This is a genomic window from Pseudomonas canadensis (assembly GCF_030980095.1).
In the GTDB taxonomy this organism is placed as follows: Bacteria; Pseudomonadota; Gammaproteobacteria; order Pseudomonadales; family Pseudomonadaceae; genus Aquipseudomonas; species Aquipseudomonas canadensis.
The window spans coordinates 3,007,307-3,024,901 of the sequence record NZ_CP133298.1; the positions used below are offsets into that span (position 1 = coordinate 3,007,307).

The following is a 17,595-nucleotide window of genomic DNA, read 5'->3' on the forward strand; positions in this document are numbered from 1 at the left end:
GCGACCGCGCGGTCGCCGGAACCGCTCTGGGAATCAATTTCCGCCGTGAGGCAGGAACACACCACGGAATCGCATCTTCCCGGAGGACAGGCGTTCATAAGCCTCCGTTGCTTGGTCAAGAGAGAAGGTTTCGACTATAGGCTTGACCTTACCCTTCGCGGCCAATTCGAGAATTTCGGCGAGGTAGTGCTGTCCCCCATGCGTGGAGCCAACCACCCGTTGGCGCATCATATGGAATGGCTTGCCATCGGACGGAATCGAGAACGGCTTGCTGAAGTCGAGCCCGCAAAGGACGATGCGACCGTCAGAATTGACTCCCGCGAGCGCCTTTTCGGCGGTTTCGAAGTCGTTGGTGGTGATCAGCAGCACGTCGGCACCACCGACTGCCAATAGCTCCTCGGCATTGGTGACGACATGGTCGGCACCCAAGTCGGTCGCAAGCTTGTGCTTGTCTGGAGAATGCGTGATCGCGATGGTCTCGAATCCGCATGCCTTTGAGAACTGCAAGGCGACGTGGCCCAACCCGCCGATCCCCAGCACAGCGACCCGGTCACCCGGTTTCGGCTCCGCGTCTCGCAGGCCGCTCCAGGTGGTATAGCCCGCGCACATCATGGGCGCGGCGTCCGTGTAGGACAGCCCATCGGGCAACAATACGGTGCCTTCCGCAGAAATTGCGATGTACTCTGCGTGCCCGCCCTGCGACGCGAAGCCGGTCGTTCTGGGCGAAACGCAGTTCATGGCAGTCTGGCCGGTCAACGGGCGGTTCTGGCGGCAGTAAGGGCATCGACCGCACGAGGACTGTACCCAGGTGGTACCGACTCGGTCTCCAACCTTGCGCGTGTGGACACCCGCACCGACTTCGACGATTTCACCAACCACTTCGTGACCCGGAGTCTGAGGATAAATGTCACCGCCAGCCCCCTGAGTTGCCCACACGTCCGTGTAGCACATGCCGGAGGCGTGAACTTTCACCAGGACCAGCCCTGGCTCTGCCTTGGGCATGGGAACCTCATGAACCTCCCAGGGTTTGTTCGCGCCGGTCATCACAACTGCCTTCATCTTCATCGCATGTTCCTTTCGATCAGGTGGTCATTACTGTTAGGGCTGCGAACGAGATGCTCTGAGAGCTACACCGGCCCTTTTGGACCCACGATGCTGCAGCTTCATTCGAGTCTATGGGTCGTTGACTGTCGCGACAATCTGGTCAATATTTGATTCCATGATGAAAGTAATTCACCAATCCAAGGGCAATGACCTGTCGGCCTTTGCCGCATTCTTAGCGGTCGCAGCCCACCGAAGTTTCCGCAGCGCCGCAATCGATCTCGACATGACGCCCTCGGCGATCAGTCACTCGATCAAGGCTCTCGAACAACGGTTAAACGTCCGCCTTTTCAACCGGACGACTCGAAGCGTCTCCTTGACCGAGGCGGGAGAGCGCCTGGCCATAAAACTAAGACCGGCAATGGCCTCAGTTGAAGAAGCCGTTCGGGAGCTGGAGGGCAATGACCACGCTCCCAGCGGAACGGTGCGAATCAATGCCAGTGAGGGCGCCATCCGGTTGGTACTGTGGCCAGTGCTTGCGCGCTTTTTGCGCGAGAATCCTCGCGTCCATCTCGACATATTCAGTGATGGCAAGCTGAGCGATATCGTTGCCGATGGTTTTGATGCGGGTATCCGATTAGCGGAAGCAGTACCCAAAGATATGGTGGCCATCCCAGTTATGGGAGAGGTCCGCTTTGCGGTAGTGGCGTCGCCCGAGTACTTCGAGCAACGCGGATATCCAGTAGTGCCGCAAGATCTGTATGACCATCATTGCATCCGCTTCCGGTTTGAAAGTGGTGCAATCTACAGATGGGAGTTTGAGCGCCATGGCGCTGTCGAAAGGATCAACGCTCCCGGCCCTGTCACGTTGACTGATCAATCGTTGATGGTGGAGGCAGCAATCGAGGGAATAGGGATCGCCTTCGTGCCCGACCATCTTGCAGCACATGCGCTCAAGGAGGGCCGACTCAAACGAGTTCTGGAAGAGTGGTGTCCCGCGTATCTGGGGCTGTGCCTCTATTACTCGGCGAATCGCCATGTACCATCCGGCCTCAGGGCGTTGATCAATATGCTGACTGATAGGCGGTCCAGCAATTAGACGACCTTGCGCCTAGGAGCCGGCGGGCCCGTGGTAACACCGCCTGGCACAATTTGACGACCAGCATCGTCAGCGACTTGCCATTGCAGCTGTCTGCGGCTGTTCGTTGGCCAAGCGTCTCGGACGCGTCCGCGGTCTTAGGGAAAAGGGGACTGATTTATTTCTCAGAAATTATATCAGTCCCCTTTTCTCTGCTTGCAATCCGTCCGCTTCTGGCGGGCTGCAGCTCTTCGAGACAGGCAGCAATCGGCCCAGAGTGTGTAAAAACTCCAAAGCCAGCTCGGATGATTAAAAATCGCTCCCAAACGCGCATTGCCGCATCTGTCCGGCGCCAGTAGGATTCGGTCATCGCTGACATAAATGGATGTGTATATGGAAAGCATGCCGAGACTGGAAATTGAGCGCGTTGCGTATCAAGAGTTTTTAACTCTTTGGGAACGCGGAGCATTCGATAATCAGCGCTTAGGCCAAGCGTTCTATAACCATTTTCGGCTTCATCGTCTGAGCGACCAAACGCGCCTGTTCGGTCTCTATGAAACTGACGGAGATAAGGCCATGACCGCGATCTCCCGCCTGTTCCAAATCAGATAACTCCGACCCCGCGTTTCGCGAGAGCAGGGTCAGCCTTGGGTCAATAGTTACCTCTCATAAAAGACTGCGTTTGTTCAGAGTGTGTAAACGCTTTTGCGAACCCTTGCTATGATTTCTGAGGATTTCATCGCAGGGATCGCCTATGAAGCGCTTTATCCAAGGTGAATATCGAGGCCAAGGCACCTTACTTCCGGCTAGCCTCGACGACTACGTCAGCGATACCAATCCGGTGCGCGTAGTCGATGTATTTGTCGACGAACTCGACTTGGTCAATCTGGGTTTTGAAGGTGCCGTTCCAGCCGATACTGGCCGGCCTGCCTACCACCCCGCGATCTTGCTGAAGATCTACATCTACGGCTATCTCAACCGCATCCAGTCGAGCCGACGTTTGGAGCGAGAAGCCCAACGCAACGTCGAACTGATGTGGTTGACCGGGCGTTTGATGCCGGACTTCAAGACCATCGCCAACTTCCGAAAAGACAATAGCAAGGCCATCCGAGGCGTCTGTCGCCAATTCGTTGTGCTGTGTCAGCAGTTGGGACTGTTCGGAGAAAATCTGGTCGCCATCGATGGCAGTAAATTCAAAGCCGTCAACAATCGTGACCGCAATTTCACCAGCGCCAAACTGAAGCGGCGAATGGAAGAAATTGAATCGAGCATCAACCGTTACCTGACGGCACTCGATGCTGCCGATCGGCAAGAACCAACAGCTTCCGAGCCCAGTGTCGTGCGGCTGGAAGAAAAAATCGCCAAGCTCAAAACTCAAATGAAGGAGCTTCAGGCGATCGAAATCCAGCTCAATGAATCGCCTGATAAACAGGTCTCACTGACCGACCCAGATGCTCGCTCCATGATGACGCGCGGCACGGGAATCGTCGGCTACAACGTGCAGACAGCGGTCGATACGCAGCACCATTTGATCGTTGCACATGAGGTGACCAACGTTGGTTCCGACCGCGATCAACTCAGCTCAATGGCCAAGCAGGCCCGCGAGGCCATAGCGTCAGAAACATTGTCGGTGGTGGCGGATCGAGGTTACTTCAAAAGCGAACAAATCCTGGCTTGTCACGATGCAGGCATCACCGCCTACGTGCCCAAGCCGATGACCTCTGGAGCCAAGGCTGACGGGCGTTTCAATAACGATGCCTTCATCTATGACGCGGAAAAAAACCAATACATTTGCCCGGCTGGCGAGGCGCTGATCTGGCGCTATTCCAACGTTGAAAAAGGCCTGAAGTTGCATCGTTACTGGAGTTCGAAATGCCAGGGCTGCGCGTTGAAAGCACAGTGCACGCCGAGCACGGAACGACGAGTTCGACGCTGGGAGCATGAAGCCGTCTTAGAGGAAATGCAGCTTCGGCTGAGCAACGCGCCAGAGATGATGCGAGTCCGAAAACGGACGGTTGAGCATCCCTTCGGGACGCTCAAACAATGGATGGGTGCGGCGCACTTCCTGACGCGAAAGCTGGCCGGGGTGAGTGCAGAGATGAGCTTGAGTGTGCTCGCCTACAACTTGAAACGGGTCATGAAGATCATGGGTGCCAACGGTTTGATGAAAGCGCTGACTGCCTAAAAAGGCCGATTTGGCCCATCCCAGAAGCTGTAAGAACAGGCTGGTGTGTTCCAAGTTACGACTGATGCGACCCGCGACATTGACCGTGCGATCGCTCAGCCACGAACGTAAATGACCCAAGACGATCAGGTTATGAGCGTTTTTACACACTCTGGGCCGAGAGCTGTCAGTCATAGCTGCTCCATGTTGACAGAGCTTCCGAAGAAAATTTTGACTAGGCTCTAGAACAATATTTTCAGGCAGAAAAAGTTCAAATATGCCCCCAGTTTTGCCCCCGGTTGCATCAGGTTTGCGAGCGATCGCGAGTGGCGATTCCTGACAGAGACCAAGATGGATTCGGATGGATTTCAGATCTTGCCGCCCAGGCAATTGGCGTCCATGACCGCTAGCTTGAAGTGCCCGGTAATGTGTTCATGCAATTGGAGATGGCCTTCGATCAGTTTTGTCACGCGTTGCGCAGGCGTCAATCTTCGCGTTTTGATCAGGTCAACGTGCGACAACAACGCGTGATACAGCTCCATCAGCCATTCAAATAGCATTGCCTCTTTGCTCTGTACATGTTGATAAATCGCTCTCGGGCTAATTCCAACGTGCGCCGCCAGTTCAAGCATGCTGACCGGGCTGAAACTGCGCTCCTTGAACACCTCCAGCGCCCGGCGCTGGAACTCCGAGCGGCTCAGCACGCCAGCCTCCACCGCCGGGTCATGTGGCGAGTACCTGCTGCTTGGCGATTTCCTGGTTGCGCAGGATGAATCGCTGCAACTTGCCGCTGGGGGTCTTGGGCAGTTGCTCGACGAATTCGATTTCCCGGGGGTACGCATGTGCGGCCAGGCGCTGTCGGACATGCAGGCGCAGCACCTCAGCCAACTCGGCGCTGGGCAGGTACTCACGGTTCAACACGATAAACGCCATGATCAGCTCCGTACGTTGCGGGTCGGGTTTGCCGATGACGGCAGCCTCAACCACGGCCGGGTGTTCGATGAGAGCACTCTCCACATCAAACGGCCCGACGCGATAGCCCGAGGTGGTGATCACGTCGTCGTTGCGGCCGACGAAGCTGATACTGCCGTCGTCATTGAGCTCAACGATATCGCCGCTCAAGTAATAACGGCCGACAAACGCCTGGGTCGGCATGCCGAAGTATCCACTGAACCAGCACAGGGGCGAGCGCTCGCGGTCCACCGCCAACACGCCAGGCTGGCCGGCCGGCAGTTCCCGGTGCTGATGATCGAGCACGACAATTCGATGGCCCGGCATCGCGTAACCGGCCGAGCCCTCACGAACAGGGTGCTGCAACCCATGGTGATTGCACAGCACCATGCCGATTTCGGTCTGACCGTAATGATCATGGATGACCACGCCGGCTTGTTCGGCAAACCAACGGATGACTTGTGGGTTGAGCGGCTCGCCGGCGCTGCTGACCACACGCAACTGACCTCGCGCCGCGCCGGCGAACTCCGCGCCCGCCGCGATCAGCAAGCGATAGGCCGTAGGCGAGCCGGCCAGGTTGCTGATCGCGTATTTTTTGATGATCCGGCAGGTGGTGTCCACCGAGAAAGCGCCGTCATAGAACAGCGTGGCGTGGCCGCACGCCAACGGGCCGGTGACCGCGTAATACAGGCCATAGGCCCAACCCGGGTCGGCCAGGTTCCAGAAACGGTCGTCTTCGCGCAGATCGATCGCTTCACGCATGTAGCCCTTGAAGGCCAGGAGGGCGCTCAAGGGCACCTCCAGCGGCTTGGCCGGCCCCGTGGTTCCGGAGGTGCACATCAGCAAAAACGGTGCACCGGCGTCCAGCAATTGCGGTGTGCATTGCGTCGGGTACTGATCCAGCGTACGCCAGAAGTCGTAATCGCTCGGATGCGCCGGGGCACCGTCGGCCACGATGATGGGCGGGCAGTCGCTGACATCATCCAGCTTGGGGCGGTTGAGGGCATCGGTCACGATCCAGCGTGCCTTCGAGCAACCCAACCGCTGCTCAATGGCCTTGGGACCGAAGGCGGTAAAGAGCGGCTGGTAGACCGCGCCGATACGCCAGGTCCCCAGAATGGCGATCAACAATTCAACCGTGCGCGGCATCAGGCCCGCGACACGATCTCCCGGTTGGACGCCTTGCTCGCGCAGGAAATTGCCGAAGCGCGCCGCGTGGTCCTGTAGTTCGCGGAAGGTGTGGCGCGTGGCGCGGTCATCCCGCGTTTCGCAATACAACGCGACGGCATCGCCCTCGGCGTGCCGGTCGCAACATTCGATACAGGCATTCAAGGCATTCAGCTCGCCGTGCAAATCCCGGGCGGCCAATTGTAGAAAGTCGAAAGAGTTCACTGCTGAGGTGTAATCGCGCATAACGCACCCGATTGTTATTGTTGGAATAGGTTGTGTGTCCACGCCTGCCGCGTGGGATGTTCATCTGATCAGTTGTGCATCATCTCGGCCGCTTGCTGGGTTGCCTGGCTGGTACGGGTGGCGAGTTTGCGCACTTCATCGGCGACCACCGCAAACCCGCGCCCGGCATCGCCGGCGCGCGCCGCCTCGATGGCGGCGTTCAACGCCAGCAGGTTGGTCTGGCTGGCAATGCCCTGGATGGTGGCGACAATCTGCGTGAGCTTGTTGAGGGTGTCCTGCATCACCCGATGCTGTTGTGCCTGCGCCTCGCGCATCGTGCTTTCTTCATGGCGGGCGTGGATATCGGTGATCGCGCCGACCACCCGCTGCGGGGAGCCGTCCTGCGCACGGCGGGTTTGCCCGCGGCCACGAAACCAGCGGTAAGTGCCGTTCTGGTGTTTCAGGCGATAGTCAACGTCGAAAGGGGTCTTGCCGCTACGGTCTTCAACATGGGCGATAAACGCCGCAATGGCCCGCGCGCTGTCCTCGGGGTGCAGGCGCGAGGTCCAGCTTTCCAGGGTGTTGGGGAACTCCTCGACGGTGTTGCAGCCCAGCAGCCGGCGCATTTGTGACGACCACCAGATGGTGTTCTTCGGGTTCGCCGGGTCGCCGGCCACCACCTCGATATCCCACAGCCCGTCATGCAGCATCTCCCGAGATATATCGAAGCGGGTGGCCGCCAACTCAAGGGCCTCGTGATGCTGGTACTGCTCGTGGATATCACGCACGCTGCCGCCAATGGCCAGTGCCATGCCTTGTGCGTCACGTCGCGCTACACCGCTGACCCGGCACCAGCGATAGTCGCCGTCGCCGACAGGCTTCATGCGCACGTCCAACGCAAACGGCGTGCGCCCACTGCGATCGGCCAGATGCCGGGTGAGCGCATCCAGATGCACTGGCTGGTCTGCCGGGTGCAACTGGTCGCTCCATCGGCTCAGTTGATCAACCCCCTGGACCTGGATCGACGTCGGTCCCGCCCACTGCATGGCAGAGGTCGGCGCGGGGGCTGGGGTGCCCTGCAGTTCCAGTGCCCAGAACAGTTCATCCGCGCCTTGGCTGACCAGGTCCCAGTACGCCTCATGTTGGCGCGTCTGTTGGTTACGATCGGCCAGGTGTGCTTCCAATTGGGCGACTTGCGCAGCCAGCGCACGTGCCTGGGCCTTCAGGGTTTGCCGCTCCTGCAGCAGGTGGTCGACGCCGGTCAGCAGGCGGCGCAGTAATGGATTATTCGACGACACGGGCGCGCTGGCCTGGTCAGGTTGCTCCAACCTGTCGGCGAGCGGCGCCAAGACCCAGCGGGCGGTGCGGCTGAAAAAAAGCATAAACACCTCTAGCTCGGTTAAATGGAAGCCGTCGGGCTGGCCGACAAGGCACGGGTGTCAAAGGCCGTCGCCCCCGGCAGGGCGGGCCAGGCCGCCGGGCCCGCGGCGATTTCCTCGGGGCTGAGCAGGCAATGGTCGAGTTCGCGCTGCAACGCCTGTGTATCGAGGTCCTGGCCGATAAAGACCAGCTCCTGCCGACAGTCGCCGACCACGCCGTCCCACTTGGCCATGATGCCTTGCAAGCGGTATTCGTCCTTTGGCCATTGCGACGGCGCTATGAAGCTCCACCAATGCCCCACATAGTCCCACTGGAATTGCTTGCCGCTGTGCACCAGCAAGCCGGTTTCCAGGTGTCGGCTGGCAAGCCAGAAGTAACCTTTGCTGCGCAACAGGCGCCCGTTGCTCCAGGGGCGCTTGAGAAAGTCGAGCAAGCGCTGGGGGTGAAACGGTGCGCGCTCGCGGTACACCCAGGAGGTCACACCGTAGGTGTCCGACTCGGACGCCGTTGCGCTGTCAGGCTCCAGCTTGCGCATCCAGCCCGGCGCTGCCGCAAGGCTGGGTAGATCGAACAGACGGGTATCGAGGATGCTGGCCAACCTGACGTTGCCCTGGGTCATCGGCAGGATCCGTGCGGTCGGGTTGAGGCCCGCAAGGATCGCCCGCACAGCCTGATAGGCCGGCTCGTCGATCAGGTCCAGTTTGTTGACGAGGATCACGTTGGCGTACTCCACCTGCTCAATCAGCAGGTCCGCCAGCGGGCGTCTGGGCGCGTCTACCTGGGCATCGTCGCGGGCGACGCTGTCCGGTGACTCCAGCAATGCTTGAAAACAGCTGCCGTCGACCACCGTCACCAAGGTATCGAGCCGCGCCAGTTCGCTGAGGCTGAAGCCCTCGTCGTCAAGGAAGGCGAACGTCTCCGCGACCGGCATCGGCTCCGAGATCCCGGTGGATTCGATAAGCAGGTAGTCGAAGCGCTGTTGACGCGCCAGCGCGCTGATCTGTTCGAGCAGATCGGCGCGCAGCGTGCAGCAGATACAGCCATTGCTCATCTCGATCAACTCATCGCGGCCACGGTGCAGCGATACATCGCGCTGCACCTCTGCGGCATCGATGTTGATCTCGCTCATGTCGTTGACGATGACCGCGACTCTCAGGCCCTCGCGATTGCGCAGGATGTGGTTGAGCAGGGTGGTCTTGCCGGCGCCGAGGAAGCCGGAAAGCACGGTCACCGGCAGTCGGCCCGCCTGGGCGCCGTCCATCACACGTTCACCGCTGGACGGCCCTCGGCCGGGTCCAGGTAGCTTTCGAACAGGTCGACCACCACGAAACCTTCATCTGCCGCGTCGCCCCACAGGTCTTTGCTGTGGAACTCGACGTGGTAGGTCGGCTGATGCGCCGCGCTGGTATCGCCGTGACCGATGGCATCCGGGAAAGGCCATTTTTCCGAGGTGCGATGCAACACCACGCCCTGCTTGCCGCGTACGTAGGCCGGCATGCGGATATGTCCCGCCACATATTCGTCGCGCACCACCACCCGATCGCCGACCTCAAACGGTGCTCGCCCGGTGATCGCGGCACGGCCTTCAGCATGTGCCGGGTTCGCCAGCTTGAAGTGGCTATCCAGCGCCTGGTCCAGCTCGGCCTGGGTGAGCACGCCGGTTTCGACCAGCAGGGTAGCGGTCGCGATGACATAGCGTTCGTAGTATTGGGTGCCGACATGTTGGCGAACATCCAGGCGTTCGACAGCGTGACGCACTTCGTCCACGCTGAACTTCTTCAGCTGATCGACACCGATAAACATCAAGCTGTAGGCCAGGTGCTCCCAGTCCTGCTTGAAGACCTTCTTATAGTCCAGGCTATTGATGGTGTGAGGGACTTTGCCAAAGCCTTGGAAACCGCCGAGATCGTGGAAACCATCCATAATTGAAACTCCGGTAATTGAACGATGGGGCGTTGCTTGTCTCAATCAACGCGGGGCAGGGCGACGCCAATCAGCACGTCTTTGGTCACTAGGGCCTGAAGCTGCTCCTCGCTCATGTGCTCGGTGCCTTCAGGCCGTACCGGCAGCACCAGGTAGCGGCTTTCGGCGCTGGTGTCCCAGACCTTGACCACCATGTCGTTCGGCAGCTCGGTGCCCAGCTCGCGCAGGACGGTGCGGCCCTCTCGGACCAGGCGCGCGCGGAACTCGAAGCCCTTGTACCACTCCGGCGGCAGGCCGAGCACAGGCCAGTTGGTGCATGAACACAGGCTGCAGACAATCACGTTTTTCAGCTGGGGCGTGTCTTCCAGGGCGACGATGTATTCGCCCTGCGGGCCGGTGTAGCCAAACTGGGCGCAGGCGGCGGTGCCGTCCTTGAGCAACAGCGCCCGGAACTGCGGATCGACCCAGGCCTTGGCGACCACGCGGGCGCCGTTTTCCGGGCTCCAGCCGTGCTCCATCAATTGCGTGAGCTGCTCGACGTAACCCTGTGGGATGAGCTCCTTGCTCTTGAGGACTTGAAACAATGCCCAGGCTCTTTCGCCGGGTGTCGAGGTGCTCGCAGAAGTGGGCGTAGATGGACTCATTGAGGTATCTCCTATCAGTCAACGCGGTTGTGGAGTGATTGAAACGTGCCGGTCGTTCTTATTGTTTTGCAGGGTTGAAACTTAGAGCGTGCGCCAGTCCACCGCGGCTTCGAACGCCGCCGCCGCCTGGTAGATCGTGCCTTCAGCGTAGTGCCTGGCGATCAGCATCAAGCCGACGGGCATGCCGTCCACCGAGCCGCACGGAATCGACATGGCGGGATGTCCGGTGATGTCCTGAGGCGCGGTGTTGCCGATCATTTCCAGGGCACGCGCCACGTATTCGGTGATCGAGCAGTGCGCTGGCGGGTGCGGTTGGGCCGTGATGGGGGTGGTCGGCATCACCAGCAGGTCATAGGACTGCAATGCCTTGTCATAGCCTTGCCGGGCAAAGCGCGCCAGGTTCTGGGCCTTGGCGTAGTAACGCCCGTGGTAGTGCGTCAGGCCGTATTGGCCGACGAACATGCAGAGCTTGAGAGACGCGGACAATTGGTCGGCCTGTTCGCGCCAGCCGGCTTGTTTGTCCAGCAGGCCGATGTCGTACAGGCCTTTCCAGTTAAAACCGGCGCCGTTGCCATGCATCATCTGCATGGTCAGACCTTCGCAGCCGATGGGGTGCCACAGCGATCCCGCCAGGTTGTGTTCGGGAATGGACACCGGCTCGACCTGCGCGCCCAAGGCCTCGAGATGGGCGATGGCCTCGCGCACCTTGTCCGCCACGCGTGGGTCTTGATTGGCCAGCGCGAACCCTTCCTGCACGACGCCGATTCTGAGCCCGCTCACGCCCCGCCCCAGGTAGCTGCCATAGTCATCGACCTGCGGCTCTGCCTGGCGTGGGTCGAGGCCATCGGAACCGGCCATGGCCTGCAGCATCAACGCGTTGTCGCGCACGTTGGCGGTAATCGGGCCGACGTGATCGATGGTCGCTTCAATCGCCATGATGCCGGTGTAGGGCACCAGGCCATGGGTTGGCTTCATTCCGTAGGTTCCGCAGAAAGCCGACGGGATGCGGATGGAGCCACCTTGGTCGCCGCCTACGGCGATGTCCACCTCGCCGGCGGCGACCAGGGCAGCGCTGCCCGATGAGGAACCGCCAGCGGCGTAACCGTGACGATGAGGGTTGTGCACCGGGGCTGGGTCAGAGGTGTGGCTGCCCCCCGAGAGGCAGTAGTGCTCGCAGGTGGCTTTGCCGAGGATGGTCGCGCCGGCATCGAGCAAACGCGTGACCACGGTGGCGTCGAACGAAGGGACAAACCCCTCCAGTGGCGCGGCGCCGTTCATCATCGGGACGCCGGCCAGGGCGATGTTGTCTTTGAGAGCGACGGTCTTGCCCGCCAGCGTGCCTGAACTGGCGCCCATCACTTCCGTCTTGTAGTACCAGGCGTTGAGCGTGTTTTCAGTGTGCGAGGGGCGATAGCCCGCGCTGCGCTCGTAGCGCACCAGCGGTGTGAAATCGGGCAGATCATCGACCAGGTCGTACGCATCGAAACTGGATTGCATGAGCGCCAGATATTCGCTGGCTTGTTCGCGTGTCAGCTGTATGTGCAGGCTGGTGGCGAGGTCCTGCAGTTGTTCGACAGTCGGGCGGATGATGGCCATGAGACGTCCTGTTTCCTGAAGTGGGCTGGCAAATGTCTGTGCACATGTCTCGCGGCGAGGTCCTGCAAAGGTGTCCGCGTGACTGGGATCTGTGACTAAGCTATCTCTGGTGATCGAACGGCGCTTGGTTGAGCAAGACAGCCATTTGGTTGAAAGGGACGGGTGTGTCCCGTGAGCTTCAGCTGCCAGGGCGAACCCCGGCAGCAGGGCGTATGCCCTGAAGATCCAAACGGCTTATTTCTGGGGTTCAGGTGTTGCGTCTTGCGCAGATTACTTCTCGTGTTTGGGCCAGATAACGCCGACGCTTTTCATGCCCTTGGCGGGGTCCATTTCAGGGTGGGCGAGTACGACGTCCCGATAGGAGGGGCTACCTATCACCGCCGGCTTGAACTTGATGAGAAAGTCATTGACCTCTTTGCGCAGGTTCGCCGCCAGGTCGTAGTCGTTGTAGCACTCCTCGAGACAATCGAGCACGGCTTGCCAGTGCACCTCGGTAAGCCCCATGCCCCGATGTGCGGTGACCATGTCCCGCCCCCGGTATTTGGCGCTTCCGCCCCAGTGCTCAGAGAGGAAATCGACAAAATTGATGTGTTCTTTCTGGAACGTTGATTCGGACATATGGGCCCAGATGTGCCCGATGGCAGGGTGGCCCATTGTTTTTCTCAAGACGGCGCCGGCGAACTGATAGATAACGTCGTAGCCCCCGAGTCGCGTGTAGAGGGAGGGCTGTTGTTCCAGGGCGGGTTGTTGGTCGGTCATGTGTGATTTCTCCGTTTCAGTGGGGACAATCTCATTGGCTACGGCTGACGGGTACACGTTAGATCTGCTCTCGCGCACACGCTTGGCTGGTGAGGACAACCGTTTGATCCAGGCGGACAGGGGTCAGAAAACCCGTGCGTAACGCAGGTTCATGCGAAAGTTTTCCTTTGGCCCGTTCTCCACGGACAGGTCGCGGCCCAGTTGCAGCTGAAGCTGGTCCTTGGCGGTGACGAACTTGGTGGCGGTGACGCGAAAGTTGGTGGTCTGCATCTTGTCGTCCTGGTTGACACCCGCGACCTGGGTTTCACCGCCCCAGTTGTGGCCAAAGCCAATGGCCAGCGCGGTGGTCGGGTCAGGCATGTAGCGGCCCATCAACTGGGTTTCGTAGGAAACGTCCTGCTCCCTGCGGGCGGAGTTGGCGCCGAAGTCGTTGTTGTCGCCATACCAAATGGCATCGCCTACGAGGTCGACGGCCCACTTTTCCGCGAAGTGCTTGATGTAGGCCGCCTGGAGGTCAACCTTCCAGCGGTTCTCGCCCAGGTTGAGCGCGTCGTTCTTATCGTAGTTGCCGCTAGGCACGTAGAGGTAAGCAGTGGCGCCGAGGACGTCTTTGGCATCGTTTAGCGTGTATTTGAGCGGCGCGGTGAGAATGAGGTCGCCCACGCCACTGGTGTTGCCCAAGGCGGAAGCGTCACCGCCGCTTGAGACATGGCCGAAGGGCAACAGGAGTTGTGGCGAGACGGTGAGTCGCTCGCTCAGCTGGTAGACGTGCAGCAGTCGCAGAATGCCGACGTCGGAAGTCAGGTCGAAATCGGAACTGATTTTGTGGCCTTGGGCGTAGGCACTCTTCGTGGTGGAGTGCTGGTAGTAGAGCAGGCCAAGCGTTGCATCAGCGGGTAACTGCTCGTAGTCGCCAGGGGCTACCTCGACAGCGTGGGCGCAAAGGCTGGGGAGGAGGGCTGCAAGCGACAGGTAACGAAACTGTTTCATGGTCGAGGATCCTTTTTGCGGGCAAAAAGAGCCCCGCTATCGCCAGTCAGGCAAAGCGCAGGGCTAAAAGTGGAGTCAGGGCTGGCGTCAGGCGGGCGATACTTGCGCGTCGCGCAACATGCCGGTCTGCGGGTGGCAGTTGATGTACTCGAAGATCTGGCTCTTGGCGTCCGATACCGATACTTCGTGGTACAGCCGCAACTTCTTCAAGCCCGCGGCCACGCGAAAGAAGGTCACGAAAATACGCAGGTGGGTCGGGTGGGATTCGGCCCAGCGTTCGAGTTTCTCCACCGAGCGCCAGTGACCGATGTTGTAGCTGACGTCGAGAAAGTTGCCGTCCAGGTCGATATTGCGCACGAACCGGTTGCTGTAGCAGCCCAGCGGTTGGCCGTTGTCTCGCAGGAAGTCCATGCCGTCCTGCAAGGTCGGCAGGATTTCGTCGAGGTACAGCGAGCGCTCTTCAGCCTCGGCATCCGCCCAGTCCTGGCCGGAACGGATCAGCGTGAGGTTGTCATGCCCCAGCACCACCACGCGCCCACCTTTGGCCGGGTCACCGGCGATCACTTGCAGCTCGCTCGTCGGCTTCATCCAGTCCGTCTGCGAGATGGGGAAGCGGTCGCGCATCGAGCCCCAATAACCGTGCTCTTCGATTTCGCCGCTGATGCGATCCATGACCGCGCCGACACCGGGTAGGTTGTCCTGGAAGGCGTACAGCGTCTCGAATTGCTCGGCGCGTGGTGCGCTGATCTCGCGAAAATAGCCAAGGCCGTCGTTGAGCCTGTCCTCTGATGCCCACCAGGCGTTGACCGGCGCCGAGCGCAGCCAGCGGCAGTGAGCCGCCGGGTCTTTCCAGTAGCCGACCACAATCAGGTTATCGAAGCCGCTGTTGTCGGTGTGGTGGGTCAAGTCATGGGTCTGCGGGCCATCGGCCAGGCTGAAACTTTCGACGATATGACGCATCGCCTGCAGCGCGGCTGCGCGCTGCGCTTCGCCGCGATACTGCACGCCGAAGTAAGCCATCACCACCTGTTCCAAATGCTCGTCGGCGCGTGCCACCCACATTGCAAAGGGCGGCTGGTACTCATCGGGCACGCGGCGAGACAGGGTGCGCGGGCATTTGAGATGTGTGTCGATTGCAGATTCCATGTTGAGCTCCTCGTTATTTTGGTTCAGGCCTACGGTTGGGCATCAGTACTTGGGCGGCTGGCCGCGCTTGGCGGCCTGTCGTCGGTGCAGCAGCTTCATCGCCCCCCACTCGATCAACCAATACGCCGACTCTTCAGGCACGAGGTCGCGCCTCTGCAGGAGCCAGGAGGTGTCAGCCAAGGGGGGTGAACAGGGTCGATGCATGGCGAGCCTCATCAGCGGGGGTTGAGTTGCTGTGAGGTGGAAATTAGGCGTGACGACGAGCAGCCGCTTGGTTCGTCGAGACAACCGTTTGGTTGGAAAAGACAGCGTAAGCAGGCGCGCGCGGGCATGATCGAGGTTGGTGCACCACCGCTGTAAACACACGGGGCCGTGCCTCTTAATGGGTAGGGCGAGGTCGTCACCCGGCATACGGGCGAGGGGAGACAATGTCGGTGACAGACGCGTGTCGATCACTCACCTGCGCCCGTGAAGGCGCCTGGCCTGTTAATTGCTAGCGCTGAAAAGCCGGTAACACCTTTTCCAGCTCTTACTGCATTGCTGTACCGAGGTCAGTGTCATGAATCCAAGTACTCAGTATTCGACCCTCGCTGTCGCCGCACCCCGTCGCTTTGAATACTGGAAAGAAGTGGTCTGTCGCCATTGCCTGGCGGCCGACAGCAAACCCCTGTCCCAGAGCAGTTTCGATGGCGCGCTCGCGGTCAATGCGTTAGGCGCTCTGGACATCTGTTCGCTGTCATCGCCACTGCATTACTGGGAGCGTTCCGAGCAGCATCTGCGCAGCGGTCCGGCCGACGATTTATGGTTGGGGTTTGCCCGAAACGGTCATGGCCAGATTGAACAGGGCGGCAGGAAAGCCAGCCTGGCAACCGGTAATTTGTTTCTTTATGACGCAACGCAAGCGTTCCGATTCAGCCTCGGTGGTACCGAAAACCACCTGGTGCGCATCCCGCGAGCCCTGCTCAGTGAACGCCTGCCGCGTATTGCGGATTACACCGCGATGGTCCTCGATGATCGACGGCCTGGCGTGATCCCCTTGCGTGAAATGCTGCGCCACGCGGCCAATACGCCTGCTGCATTCCAGGATGAAGGCATCTCCAGTCGTTATTCAGAGGCGTTGCTCGACCTGCTGGTGATCAGCCTGGAACTTCAGGACCTGAAGGCCGTTCACCAGGAGCTGGACCTCTACGGCCGCATCATGCAGTACATCCAACGCCATCTGGCCGAGCCGTACCTGTCGATCGAGGTCATCGCCCAAGCCCACAATGTGTCTACCCGCACCGTTACGCGTGCCTTTGCGCGCTACCAGAAAACCCCTGCGGCAGAGATCTGGAGAGAACGGCTGAATGCCAGCCGGGAAGCGATCGAGCGTGGCCAGGTGCGCAGTGTCTCGCAGGCCGCGCTGGACTTCGGGTTTTCTGACTTCTCGCATTTCAGCCATGCGTTTCGCAAGGCGTTTGGTGTGGCGCCGAATACGCTTTTACGTCGCAATTGAAACTACCGGGTTTATAAAGTCGACGTGAAGATGGGCGTTCATGGGGATGGGCATGCCGAAGTACCCGAAATGTAATTCTCCTTCCTTCTCACATTCTTCATTGCCGGTTCTGCCCTGGCTTGCTGGATGCCGTCGGTACCCTTTTCCGCAGGCGCATGCATGCTGCTGCGGCTACCTTGGCCTCTATTCTGCTCAGTCTAGGATCCGACGCAGTACTTGGCAGGCCATTGGGGGCATCCTTTTCAAACTATCCATGCATACCCTCGGATATGCCCCTGGTGTGGCAATCCACTGGAAGTGGATGGGGCTCAATGGTCTGTGAAAAGGCAGAAATGATCAGCTGAACAGCCTGCCAGGCGTCCCCTAGAGACTCTCAGGGTCGCCAAAAAACATTTTGACTTGGCTCTAGGACGGTGCTTTCAGCTAAAAAAATCAAGTTATGCCCCCACTTTTGCCCCCATTTGCACCGGGTGTGCGAGTGATCGCGAATGGCGATTTCTGAAGCGGGGCGGGGTGGACGTGACTGGTATTCAGTGCGCCTCCGTATACTGGATGACCAACCAGAATCCGGCAAATCCCTGGTTGTTCGATGAGTCGATATGCGAACTACTTAGCCCTCCGAGATGAGACATATGGTGTGACGTCTCTGTCTTCTACCGCCTGAGGCTTGAAGTACTGCCCTTTGGCTTTCAGCGCATGGATGATGCGACGTTAGGCATAAGCGGTGCCGTATGAGGTGCTCGGGCCTTGGATGTTGAGTACCAATTCCCCTCCGTAGTTTCGCTCGTACCTCAATTCTCTCAAGGCTCCCGCCGCTTCACCATTTGCCTCGGCGATCTCGATCACCAATTCCCTTAAGGCCGATTGGTCGGTGTCTGGTAGCTCTGCGGAAAACTTGACCTGGCGTTGGCTTTGAAAGCCTCCGCCACTGGCCGAGCCTATTCGGTTAAATGTGATGTGGGCGAGCAGGACTACTTCCATGGTCTGAACCTTCTATGTGAGTCTTACTTCTTTGTCGTAGGGGGCAGCGTCAAGG

General features: G+C 59.7%; 14 protein-coding genes and 3 pseudogenes. 4 read left to right on the plus strand and 13 right to left on the minus strand.

Translation table 11 applies throughout. From position 1 onward, the window contains the following. Positions 1 to 33: 33 nt before the first annotated feature. On the minus strand, positions 34 to 1,065 hold the full coding sequence (locus RB216_RS13640; protein ID WP_214498261.1) for an alcohol dehydrogenase catalytic domain-containing protein: 1,032 nt from the start codon (positions 1,063 to 1,065) through the stop codon (positions 34 to 36). 157 nt (positions 1,066 to 1,222) lie between these two features. Between RB216_RS13640 and RB216_RS13645 the strand changes: the two genes are divergently transcribed. The 3 genes from RB216_RS13645 (at position 1,223) to RB216_RS13655 (ending at position 4,304) form a co-directional block, all read left to right on the plus strand. Further along, positions 1,223 to 2,140, plus strand: coding sequence for a LysR family transcriptional regulator (locus RB216_RS13645; RefSeq protein WP_305385374.1), 918 nt, complete (start codon positions 1,223 to 1,225; stop codon positions 2,138 to 2,140). Positions 2,141 to 2,512: 372 nt separating this feature from the next. Further along, positions 2,513 to 2,731 (plus strand): hypothetical protein, encoded by a 219-nt coding sequence (locus RB216_RS13650; protein WP_068937482.1) that lies wholly within the window; start codon positions 2,513 to 2,515, stop codon positions 2,729 to 2,731. Positions 2,732 to 2,873: 142 nt separating this feature from the next. After that, positions 2,874 to 4,304 (plus strand): IS1182 family transposase, encoded by a 1,431-nt coding sequence (locus tag RB216_RS13655; protein ID WP_068932268.1) that lies wholly within the window; start codon positions 2,874 to 2,876, stop codon positions 4,302 to 4,304. Positions 4,305 to 4,663: 359 nt separating this feature from the next. Here the strand turns inward: RB216_RS13655 and RB216_RS13660 are convergent. The 11 genes and pseudogenes from RB216_RS13660 to oxdA form a co-directional block, all read right to left on the minus strand. Further along, positions 4,664 to 4,984, minus strand: a pseudogene (locus RB216_RS13660) (TetR/AcrR family transcriptional regulator); the annotation flags it as partial. Positions 4,985 to 5,006: 22 nt separating this feature from the next. Then, positions 5,007 to 6,647, minus strand: coding sequence for an AMP-binding protein (locus tag RB216_RS13665; protein WP_305385378.1), 1,641 nt, complete (start codon positions 6,645 to 6,647; stop codon positions 5,007 to 5,009). Between the two features lie 77 nt (positions 6,648 to 6,724). Then, positions 6,725 to 7,009, minus strand: a pseudogene (locus RB216_RS29855) (methyl-accepting chemotaxis protein); the annotation flags it as partial. After that, positions 7,010 to 8,008 (minus strand): annotated as a pseudogene (locus RB216_RS13670) (PAS domain-containing protein); the annotation flags it as partial. Positions 8,009 to 8,025: 17 nt separating this feature from the next. Further along, positions 8,026 to 9,270 (minus strand): GTP-binding protein, encoded by a 1,245-nt coding sequence (locus tag RB216_RS13675; RefSeq protein ID WP_308908829.1) that lies wholly within the window; start codon positions 9,268 to 9,270, stop codon positions 8,026 to 8,028. Then, positions 9,267 to 9,929 carry a nitrile hydratase subunit beta gene (gene nthB, locus RB216_RS13680; protein WP_308908830.1) on the minus strand — a complete coding sequence of 221 codons (663 nt, stop codon included), beginning with the start codon at positions 9,927 to 9,929 and terminating at the stop codon, positions 9,267 to 9,269. Before nthB ends, RB216_RS13675 begins: the two co-directional genes overlap by 4 nt. 41 nt (positions 9,930 to 9,970) lie before the next feature. Further along, on the minus strand, positions 9,971 to 10,573 hold the full coding sequence (nthA, locus tag RB216_RS13685; protein ID WP_071495697.1) for a nitrile hydratase subunit alpha: 603 nt from the start codon (positions 10,571 to 10,573) through the stop codon (positions 9,971 to 9,973). Between the two features lie 81 nt (positions 10,574 to 10,654). Further along, positions 10,655 to 12,169, minus strand: a complete 1,515-nt coding sequence (locus RB216_RS13690; protein WP_214497070.1) for an amidase — start codon at positions 12,167 to 12,169, stop codon at positions 10,655 to 10,657. Between the two features lie 270 nt (positions 12,170 to 12,439). Further along, on the minus strand, positions 12,440 to 12,928 hold the full coding sequence (locus tag RB216_RS13695; RefSeq protein WP_308908831.1) for a group I truncated hemoglobin: 489 nt from the start codon (positions 12,926 to 12,928) through the stop codon (positions 12,440 to 12,442). Between the two features lie 123 nt (positions 12,929 to 13,051). Beyond that, positions 13,052 to 13,918, minus strand: coding sequence for a transporter (locus RB216_RS13700; RefSeq protein WP_308908832.1), 867 nt, complete (start codon positions 13,916 to 13,918; stop codon positions 13,052 to 13,054). An 87-nt stretch (positions 13,919 to 14,005) separates the two neighbouring features. After that, the gene (oxdA, locus tag RB216_RS13705) at positions 14,006 to 15,064 is read right to left on the minus strand and encodes an aliphatic aldoxime dehydratase (RefSeq protein WP_122675017.1); all 1,059 of its coding nucleotides are present in this window, start codon (positions 15,062 to 15,064) and stop codon (positions 14,006 to 14,008) included. A gap of 559 nt (positions 15,065 to 15,623) precedes the next feature. Between oxdA and RB216_RS13710 the strand changes: the two genes are divergently transcribed. Next, positions 15,624 to 16,559 (plus strand): AraC-like ligand-binding domain-containing protein, encoded by a 936-nt coding sequence (locus tag RB216_RS13710; protein ID WP_308908833.1) that lies wholly within the window; start codon positions 15,624 to 15,626, stop codon positions 16,557 to 16,559. 711 nt (positions 16,560 to 17,270) lie between these two features. Here the strand turns inward: RB216_RS13710 and RB216_RS13715 are convergent. Next, positions 17,271 to 17,540, minus strand: coding sequence for a hypothetical protein (locus RB216_RS13715; protein ID WP_214497067.1), 270 nt, complete (start codon positions 17,538 to 17,540; stop codon positions 17,271 to 17,273). Between the last annotated feature and the right edge of the window lie 55 nt (positions 17,541 to 17,595).

Excerpts from the sequence above, each read along its gene's own strand:
- RB216_RS13640 (WP_214498261.1), bottom strand. The coding sequence starts at position 1,065 with ATGAAGATGAAGGCAGTTGTGATGACCGGCGCGAACAAACCCTGGGAG.
- RB216_RS13645 (WP_305385374.1), top strand. The coding sequence starts at position 1,223 with ATGAAAGTAATTCACCAATCCAAGGGCAATGACCTGTCGGCCTTTGCC.
- RB216_RS13650 (WP_068937482.1), top strand. The coding sequence starts at position 2,513 with ATGGAAAGCATGCCGAGACTGGAAATTGAGCGCGTTGCGTATCAAGAG.
- RB216_RS13655 (WP_068932268.1), top strand. The coding sequence starts at position 2,874 with ATGAAGCGCTTTATCCAAGGTGAATATCGAGGCCAAGGCACCTTACTT.
- RB216_RS13665 (WP_305385378.1), bottom strand. The coding sequence starts at position 6,647 with ATGCGCGATTACACCTCAGCAGTGAACTCTTTCGACTTTCTACAATTG.
- nthB (WP_308908830.1), bottom strand. The coding sequence starts at position 9,929 with ATGGATGGTTTCCACGATCTCGGCGGTTTCCAAGGCTTTGGCAAAGTC.
- nthA (WP_071495697.1), bottom strand. The coding sequence starts at position 10,573 with ATGAGTCCATCTACGCCCACTTCTGCGAGCACCTCGACACCCGGCGAA.
- RB216_RS13690 (WP_214497070.1), bottom strand. The coding sequence starts at position 12,169 with ATGGCCATCATCCGCCCGACTGTCGAACAACTGCAGGACCTCGCCACC.
- RB216_RS13695 (WP_308908831.1), bottom strand. The coding sequence starts at position 12,928 with ATGACCGACCAACAACCCGCCCTGGAACAACAGCCCTCCCTCTACACG.
- RB216_RS13700 (WP_308908832.1), bottom strand. The coding sequence starts at position 13,918 with ATGAAACAGTTTCGTTACCTGTCGCTTGCAGCCCTCCTCCCCAGCCTT.
- oxdA (WP_122675017.1), bottom strand. The coding sequence starts at position 15,064 with ATGGAATCTGCAATCGACACACATCTCAAATGCCCGCGCACCCTGTCT.
- RB216_RS13710 (WP_308908833.1), top strand. The coding sequence starts at position 15,624 with ATGAATCCAAGTACTCAGTATTCGACCCTCGCTGTCGCCGCACCCCGT.
- RB216_RS13715 (WP_214497067.1), bottom strand. The coding sequence starts at position 17,540 with ATGGAAGTAGTCCTGCTCGCCCACATCACATTTAACCGAATAGGCTCG.